The 26,174-nt window shown below is 34.8% G+C and carries 23 protein-coding genes and 3 pseudogenes; 12 read left to right on the forward strand and 14 right to left on the reverse strand.

What is annotated here, in order from left to right:
* The first annotated feature begins 103 nt into the window (after positions 1–103).
* The 3 genes from ABWU47_RS03545 to secF all read left to right on the forward strand — a co-directional run bounded on the left by ABWU47_RS03545 (position 104) and on the right by secF (position 5,297).
* On the forward strand, positions 104–2,065 hold the full coding sequence (locus ABWU47_RS03545; RefSeq protein ID WP_006279652.1) for a heme lyase CcmF/NrfE family subunit: 1,962 nt from the start codon (positions 104–106) through the stop codon (positions 2,063–2,065).
* Between the two features lie 173 nt (positions 2,066–2,238).
* Positions 2,239–4,221 carry a hypothetical protein gene (locus ABWU47_RS03550; protein ID WP_353285567.1) on the forward strand — a complete coding sequence of 661 codons (1,983 nt, stop codon included), beginning with the start codon at positions 2,239–2,241 and terminating at the stop codon, positions 4,219–4,221.
* 200 nt (positions 4,222–4,421) lie between these two features.
* Entirely contained in the window at positions 4,422–5,297 is an 876-nt protein-coding gene (gene secF, locus ABWU47_RS03555; RefSeq protein ID WP_006279649.1) for a protein translocase subunit SecF, read from the forward strand.
* 6 nt (positions 5,298–5,303) lie between these two features.
* Here the strand turns inward: secF and ABWU47_RS03560 are convergent, their stop codons facing one another.
* On the reverse strand, positions 5,304–5,819 hold the full coding sequence (locus ABWU47_RS03560) for a TIGR02281 family clan AA aspartic protease (RefSeq protein ID WP_006279648.1): 516 nt from the start codon (positions 5,817–5,819) through the stop codon (positions 5,304–5,306).
* A gap of 134 nt (positions 5,820–5,953) precedes the next feature.
* Between ABWU47_RS03560 and yidC the strand changes: the two genes are divergently transcribed.
* The 3 genes from yidC to nusB are packed head-to-tail and all read left to right on the forward strand — an operon-like array spanning position 5,954 to position 8,551.
* Complete coding sequence (gene yidC, locus ABWU47_RS03565) at positions 5,954–7,663, forward strand: membrane protein insertase YidC (RefSeq protein ID WP_077188570.1); 1,710 nt, start codon at positions 5,954–5,956, stop codon at positions 7,661–7,663.
* Positions 7,641–8,069, forward strand: a complete 429-nt coding sequence (locus ABWU47_RS03570) for a 6,7-dimethyl-8-ribityllumazine synthase (RefSeq protein ID WP_006279647.1) — start codon at positions 7,641–7,643, stop codon at positions 8,067–8,069. Before yidC ends, ABWU47_RS03570 begins: the two co-directional genes overlap by 23 nt.
* Complete coding sequence (gene nusB / locus ABWU47_RS03575) at positions 8,069–8,551, forward strand: transcription antitermination factor NusB (protein ID WP_007549265.1); 483 nt, start codon at positions 8,069–8,071, stop codon at positions 8,549–8,551. Before ABWU47_RS03570 ends, nusB begins: the two co-directional genes overlap by 1 nt.
* Positions 8,552–8,645: 94 nt before the next feature.
* Here nusB and ABWU47_RS03580 read toward each other — a convergent pair whose 3' ends face one another.
* From ABWU47_RS03580 to yihA, 7 genes are all read right to left on the reverse strand, one after another.
* Positions 8,646–9,614, reverse strand: coding sequence for an IS110 family transposase (locus ABWU47_RS03580; RefSeq protein WP_353285568.1), 969 nt, complete (start codon positions 9,612–9,614; stop codon positions 8,646–8,648).
* 476 nt (positions 9,615–10,090) lie between these two features.
* The gene (locus ABWU47_RS03585; protein ID WP_255324039.1) at positions 10,091–10,213 is read right to left on the reverse strand and encodes a hypothetical protein; all 123 of its coding nucleotides are present in this window, start codon (positions 10,211–10,213) and stop codon (positions 10,091–10,093) included.
* A 5-nt stretch (positions 10,214–10,218) separates the two neighbouring features.
* The gene (locus ABWU47_RS03590) at positions 10,219–11,547 is read right to left on the reverse strand and encodes an IS4-like element ISWosp9 family transposase (protein WP_041573564.1); all 1,329 of its coding nucleotides are present in this window, start codon (positions 11,545–11,547) and stop codon (positions 10,219–10,221) included.
* Between the two features lie 33 nt (positions 11,548–11,580).
* Positions 11,581–12,156 carry a hypothetical protein gene (locus ABWU47_RS03595; protein WP_236717775.1) on the reverse strand — a complete coding sequence of 192 codons (576 nt, stop codon included), beginning with the start codon at positions 12,154–12,156 and terminating at the stop codon, positions 11,581–11,583.
* 78 nt (positions 12,157–12,234) lie between these two features.
* Positions 12,235–12,696 (reverse strand): dUTP diphosphatase, encoded by a 462-nt coding sequence (gene dut / locus ABWU47_RS03600; RefSeq protein ID WP_006279458.1) that lies wholly within the window; start codon positions 12,694–12,696, stop codon positions 12,235–12,237.
* Positions 12,697–13,096: 400 nt separating this feature from the next.
* Positions 13,097–14,008 carry an acetylglutamate kinase gene (gene argB, locus ABWU47_RS03610; RefSeq protein WP_006279509.1) on the reverse strand — a complete coding sequence of 304 codons (912 nt, stop codon included), beginning with the start codon at positions 14,006–14,008 and terminating at the stop codon, positions 13,097–13,099.
* Between the two features lie 4 nt (positions 14,009–14,012).
* A complete protein-coding gene (gene yihA / locus ABWU47_RS03615; protein WP_077188571.1) occupies positions 14,013–14,606 on the reverse strand; it encodes a ribosome biogenesis GTP-binding protein YihA/YsxC in 594 nt (197 codons plus the stop codon).
* A gap of 98 nt (positions 14,607–14,704) precedes the next feature.
* Here yihA and prfA point away from each other — a divergent pair, with 98 nt between their 5' ends.
* Entirely contained in the window at positions 14,705–15,784 is a 1,080-nt protein-coding gene (prfA, locus tag ABWU47_RS03620) for a peptide chain release factor 1 (protein WP_007548640.1), read from the forward strand.
* 27 nt (positions 15,785–15,811) lie between these two features.
* On the opposite strand, the pseudogene ABWU47_RS07085 reads toward prfA, so the two are convergent.
* Positions 15,812–16,084, reverse strand: a pseudogene (locus ABWU47_RS07085) (MFS transporter); the annotation flags it as partial.
* A gap of 107 nt (positions 16,085–16,191) precedes the next feature.
* Here ABWU47_RS07085 and ABWU47_RS03630 point away from each other — a divergent pair.
* Positions 16,192–16,976 (forward strand): IS5 family transposase gene (locus ABWU47_RS03630; protein ID WP_238513981.1). Its coding sequence is split into 2 segments (ribosomal slippage): positions 16,192–16,513 and positions 16,513–16,976, totalling 786 coding nucleotides; the frame shifts between segments, so codons are not numbered across the junction.
* Between the two features lie 36 nt (positions 16,977–17,012).
* On the opposite strand, the gene ABWU47_RS03635 is transcribed toward ABWU47_RS03630, so the two are convergent.
* Positions 17,013–18,024, reverse strand: a protein-coding gene (locus tag ABWU47_RS03635) for an IS630 family transposase (protein ID WP_410530061.1) whose coding sequence is annotated in 2 segments (ribosomal slippage) — positions 17,013–17,543 and positions 17,545–18,024 — 1,011 coding nt in all. Because the reading frame shifts where the segments join, the coding sequence is not laid out codon by codon here.
* A 109-nt stretch (positions 18,025–18,133) separates the two neighbouring features.
* Positions 18,134–18,918 (reverse strand): IS5 family transposase gene (locus ABWU47_RS03640; protein WP_238513981.1). Its coding sequence is split into 2 segments (ribosomal slippage): positions 18,134–18,597 and positions 18,597–18,918, totalling 786 coding nucleotides; the frame shifts between segments, so codons are not numbered across the junction.
* A 176-nt stretch (positions 18,919–19,094) separates the two neighbouring features.
* Between ABWU47_RS03640 and ABWU47_RS03645 the strand changes: the two genes are divergently transcribed.
* Positions 19,095–19,253: a hypothetical protein gene (locus ABWU47_RS03645; RefSeq protein WP_010962502.1), complete on the forward strand. Its 159-nt coding sequence runs from the start codon at positions 19,095–19,097 to the stop codon at positions 19,251–19,253.
* Positions 19,254–19,436: 183 nt separating this feature from the next.
* On the opposite strand, the gene groL is transcribed toward ABWU47_RS03645, so the two are convergent.
* Both groL and ABWU47_RS03655 read right to left on the reverse strand, forming a co-directional pair.
* Positions 19,437–21,086 carry a chaperonin GroEL gene (groL, locus tag ABWU47_RS03650; RefSeq protein ID WP_077188581.1) on the reverse strand — a complete coding sequence of 550 codons (1,650 nt, stop codon included), beginning with the start codon at positions 21,084–21,086 and terminating at the stop codon, positions 19,437–19,439.
* 100 nt (positions 21,087–21,186) lie between these two features.
* Positions 21,187–21,468, reverse strand: a complete 282-nt coding sequence (locus ABWU47_RS03655) for a co-chaperone GroES (RefSeq protein WP_173862895.1) — start codon at positions 21,466–21,468, stop codon at positions 21,187–21,189.
* A 186-nt stretch (positions 21,469–21,654) separates the two neighbouring features.
* Here ABWU47_RS03655 and ABWU47_RS03660 point away from each other — a divergent pair, with 186 nt between their 5' ends.
* The 3 genes and pseudogenes from ABWU47_RS03660 to ABWU47_RS03670 form a co-directional block, all read left to right on the forward strand.
* The gene (locus ABWU47_RS03660; protein WP_077188580.1) at positions 21,655–22,461 is read left to right on the forward strand and encodes a YgfZ/GcvT domain-containing protein; all 807 of its coding nucleotides are present in this window, start codon (positions 21,655–21,657) and stop codon (positions 22,459–22,461) included.
* Between the two features lie 260 nt (positions 22,462–22,721).
* Positions 22,722–24,016, forward strand: a pseudogene (locus ABWU47_RS03665) (IS4 family transposase).
* A gap of 79 nt (positions 24,017–24,095) precedes the next feature.
* Positions 24,096–24,353 (forward strand): annotated as a pseudogene (locus ABWU47_RS03670) (IS256 family transposase); the annotation flags it as partial.
* Between the two features lie 54 nt (positions 24,354–24,407).
* Here the strand turns inward: ABWU47_RS03670 and recJ are convergent.
* On the reverse strand, positions 24,408–26,147 hold the full coding sequence (gene recJ / locus ABWU47_RS03675; protein WP_353285569.1) for a single-stranded-DNA-specific exonuclease RecJ: 1,740 nt from the start codon (positions 26,145–26,147) through the stop codon (positions 24,408–24,410).
* Positions 26,148–26,174 lie beyond the last annotated feature (27 nt).

Below are 26,174 nucleotides of genomic sequence, written 5' to 3' on the forward strand. Positions count from 1 at the left end.
TACTAGCACAGCTAACTACGGGAGCATTATGCTAGCATCAATTAACACTTTAACTTCTTACTTGTCATCAGTAATATTGTTTATATAAAAACTATAATTTTTTATGCCTGAACTTGGGAATATATTGCTATTGCTAGCCTGCTTATTGTCTTTGACATATTTGTTTTTACCGCTTAGTTCTTGTCGGTTTATTACCACTGCCATATTTTTTTGTGTATCAGCGTCAATGGCTATTTTGATCTACTGCCACATTACAAATGATTTTTCACTTGAAAACGTATACTACCACTCACACACAACAAAACCTTTGATCTACAAGATTTGTGGTGTTTGGGGAAATAAAGAAGGGTCCATGTTGCTTTGGGCATTAGTGCTTACCTTTTACCTATTTCTGATGGATATTTTTACTGATAACGACAGTAAATTGAAGAAAGTATCCTTGATCACCCAAGGCTTGATTTGCTTTTGTTTTTTACTGTTCACTTTACTTGAATCCAGCCCCTTCACTAAAATGCCAAGCGTTGAAAAAGATGGTCTTGGTTTTAATCCGATATTGCAAGATATAGGCCTTGCTATTCATCCACCGATATTATATTTGGGGTACCTTGGGTTTAGCGTTCCTTTTTCGCTCTCTATAGCTGGATTAATTGCAAAAGTTGAAGGAAATGTTTGGGCTAAAATTGTCAGGCCTTGGGTACTTATTTCTTGGTCGCTGCTCACTTTGGGCATCAGCTTGGGTAGCTGGTGGGCATATCGCGAACTTGGGTGGGGTGGATTTTGGTTTTGGGATCCAGTGGAAAACGTTTCTTTGATGCCGTGGCTAATTGCAGTAGCGCTGACACATTTGTTGCTCGTGGTACGGAATTTCAATGTTTTAAAGAACTTTGCTATTTTACTTACGCTTACAACTTTTATATTGAGTGTGACTGGAACATTTCTAGTCCGCTCAGGAATACTCACCTCAGTGCACACGTTTGCAGATGATCCAAGGTATGGACTGTATATATTAGCTCTACTTGGTGTAATTACAGTCAGTAGCTTAGTAATATTTGTAGTATTTACGAGAAAAAATCACACGTCTGCGATGTCATTCCAATGCTTGACACTGGAATCTGAAAAGAAACCTGCTACTCAAGTGACAGAGGGTAGAAGATTCTTTTCACGCCTTACGATGATGCTGATGAACAATTTATTATTCATCACTGCCTTTTTCATTGTGTTCGTTGGCACTTTATACCCTACAGTGCTCGAATATTTAACCGGTGAATTAATTTCAGTTGGAGCACCATATTACAATTCTTTATTTAATCCTATTGCACTGGCTATTCTAGCCCTCACGATAATTGGGCAATACTGCAGTTGGCAGGGAAATAGTCTATTGCCAATATTCCGTGAATATAGATTTTCATTTTGTAGTGCTGCAGCTATTTTGCCGTTTATTTTTCACATGGAGCTAATAATTGTGCTATCAATTACTATCTCCATAGCATTATTAATCTTTGTTTTAGAAGCATACAGTAAAAGAATTTGTTTATTTAAGGTAGCATTTGGTGAATCAATTTTATTAGCAAGAAAAGTTTCTAAATCCTACTATGCAATGATGGCAGCTCATGCTGGAGTGGCAATTCTAGTGCTTGGTATAGCATATTCGGTTGGTTGGCAGGAGAAAAAAGAAAATTACTTAAAAATAGGGGATAGCATAACAGTCAATAAATTTAAAGTTACTTTACGAAATATTGAGCTAATAAAAGAAAAAAATTTCCATGCAGTGAGAGGTACAATGTATATCAGGAATTTGCTGAATAATAAGATATTAGGTGAGATGACCCCTGAATATAGATTTTACCTTGCGGAAGGTCAAAAAAATGTTGAAAGCAGTATCTACCACAATTTGCTTTCTGATATTTATGTTGTAATTGGAGAGATTGATAAGAGTAAGAGCAAAATTGCAGCTAAAGTGCACTATAAACCTGGAATGTCTATAATCTGGCTTGGATCCTTTCTCATCGCTTTTGGTTCGCTCTTTGCTGCTTTTCCTTTTAGTAAACGGGCGAAGGTTGTCTAGCTGTCGTGGATTTATTAACAACGCTCCTAGGTCCAGAGTGCAATATATGAGAAATTACCGGGCTATAGATACTGATTTGCAAAGGTTAGAACCAAAGAAAGTTATATTTTTTTATTGACAGACCTATATATTACGATATTCACTAAGGGATTAGTGAGTAATGGTTATACAATATGAATGGTGGGGTATCAGGCAAGGAAAAAGTTATACGCACTGCTTTCGATTTTAAGGAGCCTTACAGCGATTGGCGTCAAATTTTTAAACGTCCTAATCAACAGTATAACCCTTCCAACTATGATTCGTCGAGCGAAATAAATGAACACGATATAGAAACTCAAAAGATTAAAGAAGGTGATGGCCATGATTCAGGTATTAGTTCCGATGATGAGGATGACCGGACAACTTATACAGCAGTACAATTAACTAATGATTCTCTTGATAGCCAAAGATATACAGGAATATATATTCCAACAACAACTGATGGTTGGGTAGGTGAAAATAATCATCAGACTGGTTTATCAGGTAATTTGCCAGACGGAAGTAATAATCCACAAATTTTTGAAAGTACTGATTCAGTAGAGCATAATTCTACCTGCAATGATCATGTAATTTGTGATTCAGGTCACAATTCTGACGATGAGGATCAGTTTAAACTGTTGTACGAAAAGGAGAAAATAGAAGCACAAAATAATCAAAAATATACAGAAAATGTATGTAATCCAACAAATGGTGGTTTGTTAGGTGAAAGTGATAATCAACAGATTTCTGAAGATACAGAAATAACTTCTGATTGTAATCCAGATGATTCAGATCCAAAAGGGAATGAGGGCTATGGTTCAGATGGTTCTTGTGAAAGTAAAGAAAATTTGACAAAGGGCGCTGGTGGTAGTAATCAGACTTTTGAAGGTGAACAGAAAAGCTCAGAATTTCCGAAAGTTGACAATTGGTTAGATAGTGATGGGAACTCAGAAGATAGTTCGGACTCAAAAAAGGGTTCGTACTATAGCTCAGGTAATTTTGATTCAATGGAGTTAACAGATGATTTGGATTCAGAAGATGATAATCCTTTTCTAAAAGACTCACTTTTTATGAAACTAAAAATGTCGTTAACTCAAAGTAAACAGGATCTGATTGATAAATGCTGTGGGGAGGTGAGAGGTATAACAGAACAAAATGAACAAAAAGATATAAAAAATACTCCAGAAAGTACTAAGTGCATAGTAGCTAAATACTTAGAAAAAGAAGTAATGTTAAATTTAAAATGTAGTTGTTGTAACAAAACTGTAACAAATACAGTATTTGAAGAAATAAAAGATCTTACTAGTGGTAGTCATATAAGTAACAGAAGTAACACTTTTGTATTTGATAACTTTCCCTATCAAAGTAAAGATAAAAACTGTAACAAAGAAAGTGAAGATCAAAACTGTAACAAAAAAAATGAAGTGTCCGAAGAGGACATTATCAAAAGCATTGTTAGTAATTTATTGTTAGAAGGTGGGAAGGTAAAACGCCATAATTTTTTCGATGGGAATGAGTTTGAGCAGATAGTTACTTGTAATGGATTTGATGATGGTCTTTCTGAGAAATGTAAGGAAATTGAAAGCAAGCTAAAAGGTTTAGCATATGAAAGTATTGTAAACAAAAGCAAGCAGACTCAAAATGTATTAGGAGTAGACAAGGATAATAGATATTTTTGTATAGAGTACTCGCAAGATAGTATTGTTGAAGTTGCAGAAATCCTAAACAATGAAAAAGCCAAAGACTTAAATTTAAGAGTTGGCATACTCAAAATTGGAGAAAGTATAGTAAGAGTTGAAAATGTAGAAGAAATAGGGGGAAAAAGAAATTACATGGATGTCTCAAAAGGTGGTATTGAAATGTCTTTTACTACTGAGGTAGGAGAGATAAGTATTTATCTAAGTCCTAGTGAGAAAGGCAGCAATAAAATAAAAGTGGAGATTGATGGGGAAAACAGAGCAAGGCTTAATGAGTTAAAAAATAGGGGAAAAAGTTTAGGGGAAAACTGTCTTTTAGGAGGAAAAAGTGTTGAGGAAGCTATAGAGCATGAAAGTTTTGAAAGATATGGCAGTGTACCTAACACTGCTATGAAGGAACCTAGCTTAGGTTGCGTTGCTAACATAGCAAGGGGGGGATAAGCTTGCAGAGATAAAATGATGGGCCAAATTGGCGGTATTTTGCTCTTGTAATGTACTTCAAAATTGCAAAGTTTGCACTAGATAGAACTTAATCGACAGACAAGAATCAACTGACAGAAAAATTTACATAGTCAAACAATCACAGAATAAACTAGTGAATTTTTTGAAAAGTATATAAAATTCAAGTTTAAGTAAATAGCATGGCACTTAGACTCATTCCAGATAACCTCAATATAAAATTTAGTAAATATAGGGATTTGACTGCATTAATTAGCATTATTCTTATCATCTTTTCAATATTCACTGTTGTGCTGCGTGGAGTGAACTTAGGCATAGACTTTGCAGGCGGAATTTTGATAGAGATAAAATCTTCAGATGAGAATCACTCTATTCTTGATGCATTAAAAGAAAATGGTTTTACAGTGCAGAGTTCAAAAGCGGGTGATAATTTAGTCATGCGTTTTAAAGATGAAGGAGATGAAGATAAAATCAAAAAGATAAAAAGCATACTAGAAGAAAAGCTGGGGAGCTCAATAAGCTATCGTAAAATAGACTATGTTGGCCCACAAATAAGCTCAACACAAATATTTGAAGGAATGTTATCCATGTTGATCGCAATTGTTGGAATATTTTTTTACGTTTGGTTTAGATTTAATTGGCAATGTGGATTCAGTGGAATAACAGCACTGATTCATGACGTGATTTTAACTGTTGGTTTTATTAGCCTAACTGGCATTGAGTTTAATATTTCATCAGTTGCAGCTCTTCTCACTGTCATTGGTTATTCAATCAATAACTCAGTAATTATATACGATCGGATTCGAGAGTATTGCAAGAGTGGTAAAAGTGGGCGGATGAGTGAGATAGTAGATGCAAGTATCAACGCTACATTATTTCGCACTATATTAACCTCGGGTACAACCCTTCTTGCTGCTCTTCCTTTGGCATTAATCTGCACAGATGCAGTGAAAGACTTCAGCTTGATCATTTTTTTTGGTATTTTGATTGGCACTTGTTCTGCAATATTTATTTCTGCTCCTATATTAACCTACAGAGCTTTGATAAGTAGATTGTAGAAGTGTTTAGTCGCGGTATAATATCAACTTATTATCTCTTATAGTGAAATGAAAATACCTTAAAAAGCTCATTCCAAGTAGTGAATGAGACATAGAATGAGTGTTAACGCTTGCCTGTACATCATTAATCAAAAAATTTCCTATTTTAACTTGAGGTATTTGAACCACTCCAGCTTTTATTTGACCTTTCGCAGTTTCATATATTTTAAAATCCTGAACATTTTGTAAGTTAATACCAACATGTAATGCGTCTTTTTGTGATAGAACAATATCGGTTGCTCCAGTATCAAGCAAAAACGTTATATTGCGATCATTGACTTGAGCCTGAATATAAAAGTGTCCATCATATGACTTCGTAAATTCAATACTTCCACTATTCTGACCGCTATTTTGAATTCTTCCTTTATATGGTAAAAAAGTACTGAGAAATCTGTCGCTTAGTTTGTCCCTTTGTGAATCAATAAGCATTGCAGTAGTGGCTATTATTAGCAACCAAATAACTAGATTTTTCACCGCGTTCATATTGTTAAAATTTGAAGCTATTAAAATAAATTTTAAAGATCAGCGTTAAAAGTTATTATTAAAAATAAGTAAATTTCATTGTTTTAGTACAATATTTAGTATACACTTTAAGAAGATATGTTTGATTTAATTTCATGTCAGAAGCAAAAAGTTTAATTTTGGCAGCTATCCTTTCCATGTTAATCATGGTGTCTTGGCGTATTATTTATGATAATTTTTTTAGTACAAACCAAAACCAGCCATTGATTGAAAATATTGAACATATCGAATCTTTTAACGACCTTGCTCCTATAATATACCAAAATCGTTCTGAAATTATTAATTCTACTCGAGAACAGAGGGTTAGTTTAACCAATAACATGATTAAAGGATCAATTTCTCTGAAAGGTGCAAGGTTTGATGACTTAATTTTAACTAATTACCACTTAGAACCGAGTTCTTCTTCTCCACAAGTGGTGTTACTGTCACCTGCAGAATCAAAAGATGTATATTTTGCAGAATTTGGGTGGCTCGATCCGAGTAACAAGATTAAAGTTCCAGATTCTAAAGCAGTCTGGCGAGCAGATAAACTTAATCAAAAAGAGGTCAATTTATCTTGGGACAATGAGAATGGCATTTTATTTAGAATGAAAATTAACCTCGACGATAATTATATGTTTAAAGTTGAGCAAGTTGTTGAAAATAATACAAAGGATAATGTAGTTTTGGTTCCTTATGGTAAAATTAACCGTAAACGTGACAATATCAACGAATCTTATTGGATATCCCATGAAGGAGTACTGGGTGCATTTGATAATAAACTAGAGGAGTGGACATATAAGGATATTTCCAAAAAACATTTAATAAAAGCAAGCACGAGTGAAAAAAATTGGTTTGGTTTTGCTGATAAATACTGGCTCACAGCCATCATACCTGAAAAATCTGATAAAATAAATGTAAGCATTAAACATACTAACGCTAATGATATTGATAAATTTCAAGTAGATTTTGTTAAGTCTTATAAGAGTATACTTCCTGGTGCAAGCACTTCTAATGTGAATTATTTTTTTGCTGGAGCAAAAAAGTTGAATTTACTGGATTCTTATAAGGATACTCTCAATATACCTTTGTTTGATAAAGCTGTAGATTTTGGTGTTCTTTACTTTATAACTAAACCAGTGTTTTTACTGCTTGAATACTTTAACTTCGTTTTAAAGAATTTTGGCTTAGCAATATTATTGCTGACTTTAGTAATCAAACTTTTGATGCTTCCCTTATCTAATAGATCATATGTTTCAATGTTCAAGGTGAAAAGCTTGCAGCCTGAGCTAACTCGTGTAAAAGAGTTGTATAAAAATGACAGCTTAAAGCAGCATAAAGAGACAATTGCATTGTTTAAGAGAAACAACGTAAATCCAATGTCGAGCATTTTTCCCATGCTAATACAAATACCGGTATTTTTTGCTCTATATAAAGTATTATTTGTTACTATAGAGATGAGGCATGCTCCTTTTTTTTTATGGATTAAGGATCTTTCAGCTCCTGACCCAACGAACATCTTTACATTATTTGGGTTGTTTAATTATAACTTTCCTATTTCTATAGGCATTTTACCTATAATTTTCGGTGCCACCATGATAATTCAGCAGAAGCTAAGTGAGAAAGATCAAACCAGTAAAGATGATATTCAAGTAAATGTTATGAAGTTTTTACCTTACATTTCTGTCTTTATTTTTTCTTCTTTTCCTGCCGGCCTGGTAATATATTGGATATTTAGTAATATTATAACTCTAATTCAACAGTCATTAATAAAGTTGTTTTTAACAAAAAAAGTGGTAGTAAATGTCGAGAATACTAATAGTTAATTCGATTTATTATACTGAAATAGCGAACCTTTTGCTTGAAGGTGCAATTGATAAATTAAAAGGCAGTAATGCCAGTTACGATGTAGTTGAGGTTCCTGGTACATTTGAGATACCAGCTACAATTCTTTTTGCAGTCAAGAGTGGGCATACTAATTATGATGGTTATTTAGCTCTTGGGTGCGTAATTCGCGGTGAAACCGATCATTATCAATATGTTTGTAAAGGAGTAATTGAAGGCTTAAATGAGGTTGTTATGCATTATGCAATACCCCTTGGTATGGGTGTAATTACCGCTGACAGCAAAGATAAAGCACTAGTTAGAGCTGATAAAAACAAAAAGAACGTTGGTGGCCATGCAGCCTCAACTGTTTTGCGTATGATAGATTTACACAATAAATTAAAATAATGGAGGAAAAACCAGTAGATAAAAAATGGCGCATAAAAAGAAGCACGGCAAGATTTCTTGCTGTACAAATTGCTTATTCAAATATTTTCGTAGGTTACAACAAAAGCACTTTTAAACTGGAAAATTGTGAGCTTAAGGACTACATAAATAAGTTGAAAGATATATTTGAATGTGAAGAATTTGAACATCAGTTCTTAGAAAACTTGTTATATAAGGTTATAAAAAGCAGTGAAGAATATGATAAAATAATAGAGTCTTATTTACACCCAAGTTGGTCCCTTTCACGGTTAAATCTTATAAGCTTATCTATTTTGCGTGTTGCAATATGTGAGTTAGCTAATTGTGATACGCCAGTTCCAGTTGTCATTAATGAATATACTAACATTGCATCTGATTTACTTGATAAACCAAGCGAAATTGGTTTTATTAATGGGTTATTGGATAAGGCAAAAGATGCAGTTAAATTAAATAAAAATCCTTAGCAATTATAGCCAGCAAGCACAAGGTGTCATCCGAGTAGCTGCTGTATGAACATTGTCTACCAGATCCCAGATACTGTCTCTGCTGTCAAACAAATTATCCAACAAAATTACAATTAAATGGTTGATTATTTTTAAGAATACCAAAAAAGACATGCATTAATTTTCGCATTAACGCAAGAACTATGACTTTTGGACATTTGCCTTTACTTGCTAGACGCTGACAAAACTTTTGAAAATGATTATTATGGTTTTTGACTACTATAGCTGGCATATAAAGAGCTTTTCGAATACGCTCAGATCCTATTTTGCATATGCAACTTCTCTTACTTACTGACGATCCCGATTGATAATGTCCTGGATTTAGACCAGCAAAAGCTGTAAATTGTTTAGCATTGTCAAAGTTATCAACTGATGGCATTTCTGCGACAACAGCAACAGCAGTAAGATATCCTATACCTTTTATAGTCTTAAGGTTTTCCACCATATTTTTTAGATGTGGATAGTTATTTATATGCTCATTAATTTCTTTTTCGAGAACAATAATTTGCTCCTCTATTGCCAAAATTACTTTAGATATAGCTTCTTTGCAACTGGAATGCATATTTTTGTTTTCCAAGCGATTTGTCTGTTGCACCTTATCATCTTTTAGCGATTGCATGCAACGGTAAAGCTCCCTCAAATGCCTCATTTCAGGTGCAATGGGCTTCCAAAGAGCAGGTTTGTTGGCGATACAAAATCTAGCTATCATAGCTGCATCTGATTTATCTGTCTTATTTCTGAGCAGCTCACTTTTGCCAAAAGCTTTGATTTGGGCTGGGTTTACTATACTGACATTATGTCCTAAATCGTGCATAAAAGTAGCCAAATCTTCTCCATACCAACTAGTTGCTTCAAGACATAAATGAGTAAGATTTGCTCCATGGCCATTGCACCAAACTACAAGTTTTGCAAAACTATCTTGATTATTTTGAAAGACTTTGTGTCGTTTTTTACTGTCCACTAACAAACAAACATCAAATTTCTTTTTTGAAATATCCACACCCAAAATAGCATTTACTTGCATAAAATTGCCTCCAAGACTATAAATAAACTGAGAGTTTAGACTAACCTTGTAATACGGGATATAATTCCAAAAGATACTGTTCAGTCTTTAACTCTATGGGAGGGAAGCAAAATCTGGGATTCGGCCTTAATGGCATTAGTGTCGCATCAGCTTCACCCTCCCTGTGAGGTATTTTAGCTCTAATGCCTCACATCATAAAGATACAAGTGTCAGCTACTTGGATGACAAGAAAGGGAGCACTGGAATGACATTATCTGTTGTGCAATTTACCTTCAAAAATGAATGTTTGTACAGTTATGTGTCAAGCACTGGGATGACAAGAAAGGGAACACTGGAATTTTTGTTTCAGCATTAGCCATGCATCTAAACAGATACGTTGCCTTGAGAATCGCAACATCCATGCAGTTATGCGCGTAACACTAAAAATCAAAAAAAACAAAGAGGCAGACTTAATCTACCTCTTTTATTTCACTTGGCTATACTGTCTGTTGTTGAGAAGCAACTTGTTCAACAATAAGCGAGCCTAAATAAGTGTTAACCTCTTTAGCACCCTCTTTTTCTAAACCTAATGTTTTATTCCATTCTGTTTTATCTACCATACGCGTCAAGTTAAGGAATGTAGAGAGCTTAAAGTAGATACCCTGGTCTTCCTATATCTGTCTTTCAAAGAAAACTTTGACCAGATTATAGTAAGCTTTTTTAGAAAAATTTTTAAATTATTGACAATATTGTTTAATATCAAAAAGAGCTCTCTAACCCGCCTTTTCAATTCAATAAATGCCTTTGTTAAACTGAGCTCCGTGTTCTTTTTTAGTTTTACACAGCCAATCATTCCGTGAAATACGAGAATAGCACATAATTTTGCGTATAGCTCGCACAATACTCTAAATGGATTTGTCTTTCCTTTTAGTTTATCAAGATTGATATGACTTTTATATAGTTTAAATAGTAATTCGATTTGCCATCTTACTCTATAAACCGTCAATATTTGTTCAGCATTAATTTTACTCTCTGGAACATTAGTTATAAATATTGACCAATCTAATAACTTTTGATTCTTTTGAGAAGATGTATATCCATGTGACTTTGCTAATTTATTAGCCTTTCTTCTTCTAGCCATAGACTGTTCTTCAGTTAGCTTTTGACATATAATTCTTACCTTAATTTTTACTTCCTTTCCTAATAATACTTCTTTTTCTGAAGATAATTGACCTTCCAAATACTCCAATAGCTCTATTTTTTGATTTGTTTCTATATCATATATATTGGTATCAGACTTATAACGACTAACAAAATATGCACCTGCTTCATCAATCTGTTTAAAAGAACTAGGCACAAAGTAGCCCAAGTCAAATATTAGCAAATCATTGGCTGATAAACCGTTCAGATAATCCCTATAACCTTGATCCGACCTTATTCCTTCCATAAAATTTAACTTATCTAGCGCTTGATTCAGGTAATCAAAGACTAACTGTAGCTTTATTCCTGATTTGGTATTATTCTCACAATCTCTATAGCTACTGCCATATCCTTTGTACATATCTTCCATGCTACTGGGCAGGCTAATGTAGCTGCTATCCAATAATTTAACGCTTCCAAATTGCTGTAAAATTTTGCAATCAATCTGTAGACTTTTTTTAAATAAACACAAAGCTTCGTTATACATTTTTTTCATGAACTCAACTGCTTCTTCACTAAACCTAAAATCTAAACCCTGTTTTGTAATTTCTATCGAGTCTTCATTTAGCAATTGGCACATTGTTTCTATGCTGCAATCATCAACTCCTATGTTACCAAAAACCATAGCTTTTATGAATGATGAGCCATTAAGTTTTCTCTTTCTTTTTATAAAACCTACTGCAATTGATATTTCGTCTGCTTTTTCATTAAAGAATTCATTGAGGTCTTTTGATAAGCAAGCTATTCTGTCCATTGTAAGTTCTCTCATTCATATATCCAAGAGAATTTATACCTTATTATTTTCCTTCACTCTATCAACTTTACTTACACTTTTCCTTAACTTGACGCGTATGGTTTTATCTACTGTCTCGAACTTACCTTCTTTGTTTTTCACTTCTAGTGAATCTATCTCGAAGAGTGAAGTATTGCCCAGCTTATTGGTAAACTGATTAATATCAACAATAATACGGTAGTTCTTGCCTTCTAAGCTGAAGTCTATATAATATTTATCCTTTTCTACCTTACCTTCTTCATCTTTAACTTGGTTATTCCTTGCAATTTCCCTAAATGCGTCTTCTGTTACTAGCAACCCATCCTCAATAACCTTCAGAGCTTTCAACTCAGATATTTCGTTATTTTTGCTGATAGCATATATTGCTAAATAAGTCAGCGCAGCAGCAACAAATGCTAAAACGCCCATTCCAAGTGGTGTAGCTGCAAAAGCTGCTAGCTTGCAAGTTGAAGGCCTCCAAAGCGGTGTTGAAAGTATTGCTAATCCACCTATAACGTATATAGCAGTAAATGCAACAAATACAGTGTTTGCTTTGTGGAGCTGGCCACAATGATTTTTGAAAGTTAGCATAAACGACTTCATTTAATAAAATATTAATATGCTTAAATTGTGTATAAAAGAACTGTCATAGTCAAGCTTTTTCGTAAGCTACCTGCCGCTTGAGCCAAAGCCCCCTGCATTGCGACCGGTTTCTTCTGCGCAGAATTCTTCTCTGTCATCCCAAATTACCTGAGATACAGGAGAAATAAGGATTTGTGCGATTCTATCTCCTCTTTTTATTTCGTATGGCTGATTACTTAGATTAATTAGACAAATTTTAACTTCACCTCGATAATCAGAGTCTATAGTGCCCGGAGAATTTAAGACAGTGATTCCATGTTTTGCAGCAAGACCAGAACGTGGGCGGATTTGCCCCTCAAAACCGTTTGGTATTGCAATCACAATTCCAGTTGGAACAAGTAATCTTTCAAGTGGATTTAAAACAGCAGAATCATTCAATGCAGCATAAAGATCCATGCCAGCACTCTGCGTAGTTGCATAACATGGAAGAGACAAGTCTTCTCCGTGTGATAATCTTTTTATTTCTACTTTAATTTTACTTCTTTGCACTCCAATTTACCATCTATGAAGACTCAATTATAGCATGTAAATTGTATCTGCAAAAGTGATAAATGTTACATCGTAAATGATGTCATTCCAGCGCGTGACGCTAGGCCATAAAATTCCTTGACAAGTTCAGTGCCCCTTTTTTTGTCATCCCAGTGCCCCTATGATGTCATTCCAGTCTGGAATCTAGTCCTTATTATGCAGCCACTTGGTTGAAATTAAGTCTTCTGGATCCCAGTGTCTGGGCACTGGGATGACACCCTGACAACCGTCATCCCGCTACTTGTTAGCGGGATCTAGAGATACCGCGAATGAATCGCGGTATGACGTGGATTGCTGTCATTCCAGTGTCAGCTACTTGAATGACACCCTCTTGGTATTCGTGTGGTTGTAAGCAGTATAGCTATAAATCACTCACAATCAATATGCTTGAATTACTCTCAGTAAATAAATCAAGCATAATGTTAGGTATTCTACCATCAACTATGTGAACAACTCCAGCACATTCCTCCGCCATTTTAACGTATGCCATAAGCCTTTCAATAAATTTTTCCCCTTTAATTTTCCCACAATCAATCGATGCATTTAAATTTTTAACAGATATCTTCCTGCCACCAATTTTATCTATTTCTTCATCTGTGTCACTCAAGATTATCATTTTAGATGCAGAAACTGCAATTGCAATTGCGCTTGCAGTGCTATCGGCATCAATATGATACGTTTCCCCATCTTTTCCATGACCAATTGGTGCAATAACTGGTATAAAATCTGATTCTTCAATAAAAAATAATATATCAGGATTGATTTCAGTGGGTCTACCGATGAACCCCATGTCTAATATCTTTTCGATATTATTTGATCTATCTTCTCTAAGCGTAGCGGTTATTTTTTCGGCTTTAATTAAGTGACCATCTTTTCCACATAATCCAATAGCTGAACCACCAGCAGAATTTATATACTGAACAATTTTTTTATTAACTGAACCACACAGTGCCATTTCAATGATTTTCATAGTGTCTTTGTCTGTAAGTCTGATACCATTCACAAACTTACTGTTCATATCCAGCATTTTTAACACTGAGTTAATTTCATATTCTCCGTCATGAATTATTACCGGATTTATACCAAGCTGCTTCAACAAGACAACATTATGCACAAAAGTATTAAATAGTGTTTCATCTAAGATTATTGTACCACCGCATTTAATGACAAAAGTCTCGCCTACAAAGCTAGGTATGTTAGATAGCACTTCAAGTAATATTTCTGCTTTTTGTTCAAATGATACCTCACCCTTTAAAAATTCACTACTCTTCATTTTTTTATCTTGTAAACTTGAAAAACTCATCTCTTACCTTGGTTATTTTATGCTTAACACGGATGCTCATTTGATGAATTGACACATTCTCATTATTAATCCATTTTTGAATATCTTCTATAACAGCACCTAAGCTTTTTTGACTTACTTTATCTATTTTTGTTAGCACAATGTTAAAGTTAATGTTATTATATATTAACCAATAAATGAAGTCTTTGTCTATTTCTTTTAATCCTACCTTGCTATCTATCAACACAAACACTCTTCTTAGATTTCTTCTTTGAATTAGATAATACTCAATTAAGTTTAAATATTGTATAATTTCCTCCTTACCTGCATGAGAATAACCATACCCTGGCAGGTCAACAAGCCTGAACTTATCATTGTACATAGAGTAAAAATTTATTTGTCTAGTGCATCCAGGTTTAGAGGAAACTCTGGCAGCTTTTTTGCTGTTTATCAGTAAGCTAATCAGACTGGATTTTCCTACATTTGATCTACCAGCAAACGCAATCTCTGGAGCCGATTCATCTGGTAATGTTTTTATGTCCGAAGCTCCAAATATGAAATTGCAGTTTGATGTTATCTGTTTTGCCATTATATTCAACTAGAAGGTAGTAGGTATATTATAGTGTTATTGCTTGATATAAGAAATTTTTTATTTCAGTATATATTACTTAGCTAGATCTGTGCTATATGGATATGGAAAATAATTTACAAGACTTAAAGAAAAAATTTAATGATATAGAGAGGAATTTGGAAAATCCTACCAATTTAAGTCAAAAAGAATTCATTACCCTTTCAAAGGAATACTCTGAGCTCAGGCCAATAATCAAGATAATTGATGAATATAACACGCTGAAAGAGGAAATTTCAGACTTAGAAGAAATAATGAAAGATGAAAACAGCGAAGGTGATATAAAAGAGTTAGCAAAAGAAGAATTTTTCGAAAAGCACAAGGTATTATTACCAAAAATAAAAGCAAAATTAAAGTTAGCATTATTGCCCAAAGATGAAGATGACTCAAGAAATGCAATATTAGAAATTAGAGCAGGTACAGGCGGAGAAGAAGCAGCATTATTTGCAGCAATGTTATTTCGTATGTATCAAAAATATGCAGAAAGAAGAAATTGGAAGTTCGAGCCAATAAGCATTTCTAATACAGGTATAGGTGGCTATAAGGAAGCTTCTGCACTCATTAATGGAACAGAAGTTTTTGCAAGGTTGAAATTTGAATCAGGGGTGCACAGAGTACAGAGAGTGCCAGAAACTGAATCCTCAGGAAGGTTGCATACCTCTGCCGCTACTGTTGCGATATTACCTGAAGTAGAAGAAGTTGACTTTAAAATAGAAGAAAAAGACTTACGAATAGATGTTTATAGATCCAGTGGTCCTGGAGGGCAATCAGTGAATACAACTGACAGCGCAGTAAGGGTCACCCACTTGCCAACAGGGATAGTTGTGATACAGCAAGATGAAAAATCGCAGCACAAAAATAAAGCTAAAGCGCTCAAAGTATTGAGGGCAAGGCTATACGAAATTGAAAGACAAAAAAAAGAAATGGAAAGGTCAACAATGAGGAAAAGCCAAATTGGCTCTGGTGATCGTTCCGAGCGCATAAGAACATATAACTTTCCACAATCAAGAATAACAGATCATAGAATTAATCTAACTTCACATCGGTTAGAGCAGATTATAAAAGAAGGTGAACTAGATGAATTTATTGAGGCATTAATTTCACGCAATGAAGCAGAAAGATTGGCCGGGGAAAGTTAGCAGCCTACAATGGAATATCTTTATTAATTACATAGGATCTTTTAAACGCAATAGATAGACAGTAAAAACAAGTTCTAGTACTATCGCGGATAAAACAAGAACAGCTACACTAATTGTTTGACCATTGTAAATGTAGCTTGTTAAGCCGATAAAAATAGCCATGATAAAAGCTCTAATGAACGAGACTGCAGAAGAAGCTGTGCCTTTAATTTCAGGGAAAACATTTATTGATGCATTAAAAATCACTGGCTGGAAAATTGCACAACCGATAGAAAAAATAATCATAGACAGTGTTACTAAGAGGTTGTCCGGAAACAAGTAAAAGGCTATAATATCTGAAATTTTAGTACGGGGTAAAGATGAGAAAAAAGTATCCAACAGATCTAAGCGAAAGGGAATAGGCAAGAATAGAAAAACACTTCAGAGTATCATACAAGAAAGGAGGAAGGCCGCCAAAGTATAGCAAAAGAGAAATATTAGAAGCAATTTTCTATGTATTGCGTACAGGGTGTCAATGGCGGTATTTACCAAATGATTTTCCGCTATGGAAGACTGTGTATGAGCAGTTCAGGCAATGGAAGAAGCAGGGAATTTTTGAGAAAATGAATTATGAAATTACAAAATATAGTAGAAGAAAAATAGGAAGGAATGAGCAGCCGAGTGCCTGTATAGTAGATAGTCAATCTGTAAAGACTACAGAAAAGGGGGGATCAAAGGCTATGATGGAAGTAAAAAAGTAAAGGGTAGAAAAAGGCATATAATTACAGACACTCAGGGTTTTATACTAGGTTGTTACGTAGGCGCTGCTAACGAAAATGATAGAGATGGTATTAAAATAGCATTAAACAATATGAGAACAAAATATACTAAAGTTAAAAAAATGTGGGCTGACATGGGATACCAAGGAAGAAATTTAAAGAATCACATAAAGGAAGAATATGACATAGATATTGAAATTGTTACAAGGCCTCCATGTAGATTTTGGGTGCACAAAGATACGCCACCTGAGCTACTACCAACAAGAGAACAAGGGTTTAAAGTACAGCCAAGAAGATGGGTTGTAGAAAGGACTTTTGCTTGGGTTAATAGGAATAGAAGGCTATCGAAGGAGTATGATTTACTCACAACATCCACTGAGAATTTCATATACCTAGCTATGAGTAGGGTTATGTTAAAGAGGGAATATGCTTGAATTTACTTGTTTCCGGACAACCTCTAATACCAATTCTCATTGTTGTCCAGTCAAATAGGAAACATTGCAGAGTTGTTTAATTGTGGAGCTGGCAAGAGAAGTAATAAATTTGCACAAAGCACCCTCAAGTAGAGCAATTGTATCGTATATTTTATTGCGCAAAATGTTCTGTTTTATATATAACCAAAGCCTCTCAACAGGATTTAGCTCAGGTGAGTATGGAGGTAGGTATATAATGTCGATATTTTTAGGTACCTTTAAATTTTTTGACCTATGCCAACTAGCACAGTCCATAACGAGAAAAGCCTCTCGTGTTTCTAGATATTGCGAAATTTGCTCAAGAAATATGTTCATGCAATCAGTGTTGACATTTGGTGCAAATAAGCTAGAACTCTCTCCATTTCTAGGATTAACTGCACTATAGAGATAGAAATTTTGCCTACCTAATTTTGTTTTAACCTGTGTTCTAATCCCCTTTTTAAACCACCCATGTCCAACTTTTGAATGTGTGCCAAACCGTGATTCATCAAAGAAAAATAGCTCTTTTTCTGGATACTTGCTAATAGCTCAATTGAGATTTTTTTTTGAATTCCTCTTGTTTGCTTTTATCTTGTCCATTATGAACTGGTCTTGGTGTAATATATGAGAATTTCATCTTTTGCATATGGCGGTGTACTGTAGATTTGCTGATATTTAATCCGAACTTTTCCTGGATTCTTATTCTCATTTCTTTAATGGTGATATTAGGATTTTCTTCTATCCACTCTTCAATTTGCTGTAGTTGAGCCTGATTTAATTTAGTTTTTCTACGACGTTGTGAAGGAGCAAACAGTTTTTCTTCTCTGCCAATTTTCAAGAGTTTTACCCACGAAGTTAGTGCGCTTCTTGAAATGCAATATATTTTTGCTACAGCCGTTATACTGTACTTTTTTGCTGCAATTACAGCATTTAGTTTTTTTGAAACATATGCATTATTCCTTACTTTCTTCAGCATTTCTTTTGCTGATTCTACTACTTTTTCATCCAATAATTTTGATCTTAATGCCATTTAAACCTCGCTATTTTACTTACTTCAGTATGGCTTTTCTTCCATCATTGTCCATCTGTTTGCCCTGTAATGGGAATTGGTATAAGAGGTTGTCCGGAAACAAGTAAATTCAAGCATATTCCCTCTTTAACATAACCCTACTCATAGCTAGGTATATGAAATTCTCAGTGGATGTTGTGAGTAAATCATACTCCTTCGATAGCCTTCTATTCCTATTAACCCAAGCAAAAGTCCTTTCTACAACCCATCTTCTTGGCTGTACTTTAAACCCTTGTTCTCTTGTTGGTAGTAGCTCAGGTGGCGTATCTTTGTGCACCCAAAATCTACATGGAGGCCTTGTAACAATTTCAATATCTATGTCATATTCTTCCTTTATGTGATTCTTTAAATTTCTTCCTTGGTATCCCATGTCAGCCCACATTTTTTTAACTTTAGTATATTTTGTTCTCATATTGTTTAATGCTATTTTAATACCATCTCTATCATTTTCGTTAGCAGCGCCTACGTAACAACCTAGTATAAAACCCTGAGTGTCTGTAATTATATGCCTTTTTCTACCCTTTACTTTTTTACTTCCATCATAGCCTTTGATCCCCCCTTTTCTGTAGTCTTTACAGATTGACTATCTACTATACAGGCACTCGGCTGCTCATTCCTTCCTATTTTTCTTCTACTATATTTTGTAATTTCATAATTCATTTTCTCAAAAATTCCCTGCTTCTTCCATTGCCTGAACTGCTCATACACAGTCTTCCATAGCGGAAAATCATTTGGTAAATACCGCCATTGACACCCTGTACGCAATACATAGAAAATTGCTTCTAATATTTCTCTTTTGCTATACTTTGGCGGCCTTCCTCCTTTCTTGTATGATACTCTGAAGTGTTTTTCTATTCTTGCCTATTCCCTTTCGCTTAGATCTGTTGGATACTTTTTTCTCATCTTTACCCCGTACTAAAATTTCAGATATTATAGCCTTTTACTTGTTTCCGGACAACCTCTAAATTGTATCTGTTCAGCAGAGTGGCAAAATAAGGTAGACGAGAAAAGACAACTATAGGAACAAATGGGTGTCATGCCAGTGCGTGACACTGGTTTCCATCCAAAAGGGTGTCATTCCAGTGTCAGCTACTTTCATGACATCGTTTACTATGTGCCATATTGTAATGTTCGTACAGTTGTGGAATGAATCGCGGTATGACGTGTTGCTTGGGTCAGCTATAGTATAAATATACTAGGGGTTATAGTTTTCTTATGCTGCCTTTTTGTTATTAGACAACCACAATATAAAGGAGTGAAACGGGTGCAAACAGTAGTGCATTTCTGCACCAAACGTATTACCTTTAACGAATAGTAAAATGTGAGATTTTTTGGAACTACCGTGGAGCAATTGCTCCACGGTTTCATTCTACTTAGAATCCACCCATGCCACTCATTTCTCCTGCACCCATAGGAGATGAAGCATTTTCTTTGCTTGGTACATCAACTATCATAGATTCAGTAGTTATCAGCACACTCGCAACAGATACCGCTGTTTCAAAAGCAATACGCACCACTTTTGCTGGATCAATCACACCAGCTGTAAACGCATTAGCATAATTCATAGCCTCAACGTTGTATATAAGCTCTTTATCATTCTGCTTAATCAAATAGTCAATTATAACAGCAGATTCAAGACCAGCATTTTTGACTAACCTTCTAATTGGAGCACTGAGAACTTTCTTGATAATGTTTATGCCTATTTGTTCCTCGTCACTTGCACCTTTTAATTTGTCGAGAACAGATGAAGCATAAAGAAGCGCAACCCCACCACCTGGAACTATACCTTCTTCAATTGCAGCTCTTGTTGCATGCAGCGCATCTTCGACTCTATCTCTACGTTCTTTAACTTCCACTTCAGTTGCTCCACCAACTTTGAGCACAGCAACGCCACCTGATAATTTCGCTAAACGTTCTCTTAGCTTTTCTTTATCATAATCAGAAGTTGAAGTTTCAATTTGAGATTTAATCTGCTCGATTCTAGCTTTCACACTGTCAGAATCGCTATTTTCGCTGACAACTGTGGTATTATCTTTAGTAATTTTAACATTTTTAGCCGTACCAAGATCATCAAGCGTGAGATCTTCCATCTTGATTCCAAGTTCATCTTTTATGACGTACTTAGCACCAGTTAAAGTTGCTATGTCTTCGAGCATCTCCTTTCTTCTGTCACCAAAACCTGGAGCTTTTACTGCAGCAACTTTTAAACCACCACGCAATTTATTGATAACTAAAGTGCTTAATGCTTCACCTTCGATATCCTCTGCAATAATAACCAAAGGTTTACCAGATTTAACAATAGCTTCAAGAATAGGAAGTAAAGGTTGAATAATATTTAATTTTTTCTCTGTAATTAATAGATAAGGATTATCAAGCTCCACGATCATTTTTTCATTATTTGTAATAAAATACGGAGAGAGATAACCGCGATCAAATTGCATGCCAGTAGTCAGCTCAACTTCTAACTCTTTTGAACCTTTACTCTCTTCAACAGTTATTACACCCTCTTTTCCAACTTTTTTCACGGAATCAGCGATACTGTTACCTATATCCTTATCACCATTTGCAGAGATTATTGCAACTTGTGCCACTTCGTCTATTTTCTCTAGAGAAATTGTACGAGACATTGACGCAATTTCCTTTAATATTACATCTTTTGCCTTCTGTATTCCGTTTTTAATACCAACACGATCGTTTCCAGCAGCAATTGACTTTGAAGCTTCCATTATCATGTTGCTAGTTAGTATTGAGCACGTTGTTGTACCATCACCAACTTTATCGTTACATTGAGAACAACTTTGTGCAAAGATGCTTGCTATCGCAGCGTTTAATGGTTTTTCAGGCTTGATACCCTTCATCACCTTATAACCATCTTTTGTAATTTCTGGTGCTCCATAGGGCTTATCAATCCCTACTGTTTTTCCTCTAGGTCCTGCAGTTATTGCTACCGTTGAATCCACTATTGCTGCAACTTCACGAAAGGCTTCTTGCAACTGCTCACCTGATACTACTACATTAGTCATTTTTACCACCTCTTGTTAATAAAAAATTTAGAAAACTATAATAAAATCATTTACAATGCGCTATGTTGCGCTTTGTTTCAGTTTAGTAAAATAAAGACTGCTACTTAATGACAGCAAGTATATCGGACTCTTTCATCACGATAAGCTTCTCATTATTATGTTCTATTTCTGTACCAGCCCATTGGCGATAGAACACTTTATCACCAGCTTTCACAGTTAAAGTTACGCGTTCGCCACTTGAATTGCGTGAACCTTCACCAATTGCTATAACTTCACCTTTAGTAGGTTTCTTTTCAGCACTTGATGGAAGCACAATTCCACCTTGCTTTTCTTCGCTAATAGGCTTGATCAGCACGCTATCATCTAATACATTTAAACTTATACTTGACATTTGTTTTTCCTCATCAACAAATTAACTTATAAGTTTATATGTATATACTCGTAAGTTAGATTTCAAGGGCTGGAGCTTGTAAAATATGCACGCCATTATAAAATATGCACGCTAAAAGCAGTTTCTAAAAGAGCCTAATGTTATATAATAAAATTTAGATTTATTTATAGAGATTTCATGAGTTATATACCATTTTTAAGTCGTGGTGTGATAGTGCTATATGGGCCTGACACTAGAGATTTTCTGCAGGGTATTATAACCAATGATATTAATAAGTTGGATAGCCAAAAAGCCATTTATTCTTTATTGCTTAGCCCTCAGGGAAAATATCTATATGATTTTTTTCTTATTGAATATGGTAAATACACCCTCTTAGAGTGCGAAAACATACACTTGCAGCAAATAATCGAGAAACTAGATTTACTTAAAACTTATTTGAGGGTAAAGATTAAAGACGTTAGTGCACTATATAAGGTTGGGGTTTTGTTTAATACTAAGTTGGCGGAGTGTAGTAGTAAGTCACAAGTTATTTTTCAAGATCCAAGGCACAAGCTGCTAGGAATGAGGATCATACATAAAGATGAAATAAAAGAGCCGGTTGGGGATTTTACTCAGTATGAAAAAGTCAGAATTCAAAATCTCGTTCCAGATGGAGCGAAAGATATGGTGCAGAATTCATCGTTTCCGCTGCAATTTTTAATCGATAAGGTAAACGGTATAAGCTTTAATAAGGGGTGTTATATAGGTCAGGAAGTTGTAAATCGAATGAGCAGACAAGAAATATTCAGAAGAAAACTTTACCTTGTTGAGGGGGATAACGCACTTCCAGATATTGGCACTAAAGTGACAAATGAAAACAATGAGGAAATAGGGGAACTGCGCTCTAGTGTAGACAACATTGGATTTGCATTGCTTAATACTGGAAAGAGCCATGCAAATTTATATGCAGATGGAGTTAGGTGCGTTAAGACGTTGAAGTCTTAAGGTAGCACATATAGAAACGAAAAACTTGCTTGACACCCTTCGCCAGCGCCCTTATCATAACGGTGAAGCTATTTCATTTAACTTCGCAATCTGTGCAGATTAAAACGACAAGGACTCCTGATATAATGTTGAACATTTTTTTTCTGCATTTCCGGGAATGTTCAAAAAAGCATACGCGTCAAGTTAAGGAAATAAAGGTATGAAAGAGATAGAATAATAAGGTATAAGTTCTCCCAGATATACTTTTAGTGAGAGAACCAATGAATAAAATAACTTGCTTATCAAAAAAGCTCAAAGAATTTTTTAATGAAAAAGCAGAGAAAATCTCAATTACAACAAGGTTTATAAAAAGAAAGAGAAAGCTAAAAGGTTCATCATTCGTAAAAGCCATGGTCTTGGGTAATATAGGAGTTGATAATTGTAGCGTAGAAACAATGTGTCAATTACTAAACGAGGACTCGATAGATATAACAAAACAAGGTTTGGATTTTAGATTTACTGAAGAAGCAGTGGAATTTATGAAAAGGATGTATAATGAATCTGTGGTTCTCTTTAAAAATATCTTGCAAGTTGATTGCAAAATCTTACAGCAATTTAATAGTGTTAAATTATTGGACAGTAGCTATATTACTCTACCTAACAGTATGGAAGAGATGTATAAAGGTTATGGTACTAGCTACAGTGGCTATGAAAGCAATACTAAGTCTGGAATAAAGTTACAATTAGTTTTCGATTACATGAATCAGATAATAGACCAACTTAATTTAACGGAGGGAATAAGATCAGACCAGGGATATAGGAAACATTTAAGTAATATATCAAGCAATGATTTGCTAATATCTGATCTCGGTTATTTTGTGCCAAGTTCTTTTAAACAAATCAATGAAATAGGAGCTTATTTCATAAGTCGTCGATACCAACGTATATGATGTAGAAACAAATCAAAAAATGGAGTTATTAGAATGTTTAGAGGATAAGTTATTTTTAGAAAACGAGGTATTGTTAGGAAAAGAAGCAAAAATTAGAGTAAGAATTATATGTCAGAAACTAACTGAAGAACAGTCTATAGCCAGAAGAAGGAAAGCTAATAGATTAGCAAGATCGCAGGATCCTCTAAAAGAAATCAAAAATTGTTGAATTGGTATAACTAATGTTCCAGAAAATAAAATTAGTGCTGAGCAAGTATTAACGATTTACAGAGTAAGGTGGCAAATTATTTAAATTGTATAAAAGCCATATCAGACTTGATAAGCTAAAAGGAAAGCCATGCAGAGTATTATGTGAACTATATGCTAAATTGTGCGCAATTCTTATATTTCACGGCATAGTTGGTTGCACAGAAGTGAAAAAGAATACAGAACTTAGCTTAACAAAGGCATTTATTGAGCTAAAAAGACGGGTTAGAGAGTTATTTTTAGTATTAACCAAGATTAATAGTTTAAAAGCATTTCTTAAAAAACTCACTATAACTTGGTCGCGATTTTCATTAAAAGACAAACGTAGAAGGGCTAGAGTATCCACTTTAACCTCTCTAAATTTGCTCACAATCTCTTAACTTGACGCGTATGGTTCAAAAAAGTGTGTCAAACCGAAAAAAAAGTAATAAATTGATATAAAAAAATGGAGGTTTGACAATGAGTCAGAAAGTAGTAAACAGAACTACCGGTTTGGTAGATTACAAAGAACTGGAAGCAAATATACTGTCATCAATAAGGGAAGGCAGACCATTAACAGGAAGGGATGGAGCATTTACACCATTTATAAAAAAGCTGCTGGAGGCAAGTTTGGAAGGTGAAATAGAAAATCACTTATTAGCTGAAAGTGAAGAGAATAATCGAAGAAATGGGAGAAATGGAAAGACTTTACGGACAAGTGCACACTCACTTCTTCTTGATTTTTTGGTTTATCTTGTCTACCTATTTTGCCACTCTGCTGAACAGATACACTCAACTAATGGTCAATACATCTTCTATTAAAAATTGTACAAATTCATTGCCATTCCAGTAATTCATAGAGATTTTACCCAAAATAGCTTTAACATTACCCTGCATGATAGCAGAGCCAAGATGAGTATTTGCAGAACGAAATGCAATAGCTCTTACCATAACATTATCATCAGCAATAAAACATTTTATATGGTCAACTCCTATAACTTCAGGCTTTCTTATCTTTGCTCCTTGGATAATAAACCTTGGTTCAGGATTTCCAACTCCAAATGGTCCCAAGCGTTGCAATTGATTCCATAAAGACAAATTTATTGCTTTAGCAGTTACTATACTATCAGCTTTTAAAGTTTTCTCATTTATAGAATTTGAAAATCTTTCAGTAAAAAAATCATGCAAATCATTTATTTTGTCTTCTTTAATTGAAAATCCTGCCGCCATACTATGGCCACCACCTTCAATAATCAAATTTATAAACTTTGCGGAAAGGACTGCAGCACCGATATCAACTCCCAAAATTGATCTACAGCTTGCTTTTCCTATTCCATTATTTAAAGATATCACTACTGTTGGCAAGTGAAACTGCTCCTTTAGCCTTGATGCAATTATACCAATTATTCCCTGGTGCCAATTGCCACTTATCATTATAAAATTCGCACCTGATTGGGCAGACTTTTCCGCTTGTGCTGTAGCTTCCAAGAGAGCCTCATTTTCTAACACTTTTCTTGCATTATTCAAATCTATTAATTTTAGCGCGATTGAATGTGCCTTTTCATCATCATCGGTGGAAAGCAACCTTGCACCAAGCGATGCTTCTCCAATTCTTCCTCCAGCATTTATGCATGGCCCAATACTAAACCCTAATCGAGAAACACTTGGTTTTTCAAGGATTCCCAAAGCATCAAATAAAACACGCAAGCCAACGTTTTTTCTTGTTGACATAACTTTTAATCCTTGTGAGACAAGTGCTCTATTGAGGCCTGTGATCTGCATAACATCACAGACAGTTCCCAGGGCAACCAAATCCAACAGATCAAATAAATCTGGTTCTTTTTTGTTGGTAAAAAATCCTTGCTCACGTAGGCTTTTATTAAGAGCAACAATTAGCAGAAATGACACTCCAACTGCTGCTAGGTTATTATAAGGAGAGCTCTCATCAAGGCGGTTTGGATTCACAACTGCTACGGCGCTTGGTAATTTTTCCGTACCAAGGTGATGGTCAACAACTATAATATCAAGACCAAAAGCCTTTGCATCTTCTATTGGTTGATATGCAAGCGTACCACAATCAACGGAAATACATAAATCAATTCCATTCTTTTTAAGTTGTAATAAAGCATCTGTGTTTAATCCATAACCCTCATCAACACGATCTGGAATGTAGATTATAGAGTGTATATCGATTGCTCTCAGGTACCTGTTAATCAATGCTGACGACGTTGCACCATCAACATCATAGTCACCAAATATTGCAAGGTTTTCATCATTTTTTATTGCCCATATTATACGAGAAACAGCTTTATCCATATCAAGAAGGTGAAAGGGATCTGGTAATAGCGATCTGATTAGTGGATATAAGAAGTCGCTTGCATTTTCTATGTTAACACCACGAGTAACCAATATTCTTGCTAATATTTCTGGTAACTCAAATCTCTGTGTAAGAGTTAAGATTTGCCTTTGATCTGCTTCTTGCAACTTCCACAATGCATTTGTTATGCTGCGCTTTTCAATTTCAAGTAGCATATTCTTTCTTTGTAAATAAAACTACTT

The organism is Wolbachia endosymbiont (group A) of Gastracanthus pulcherrimus (assembly GCF_964028265.1).
GTDB lineage: Bacteria > Pseudomonadota > Alphaproteobacteria > Rickettsiales > Anaplasmataceae > Wolbachia > Wolbachia pipientis.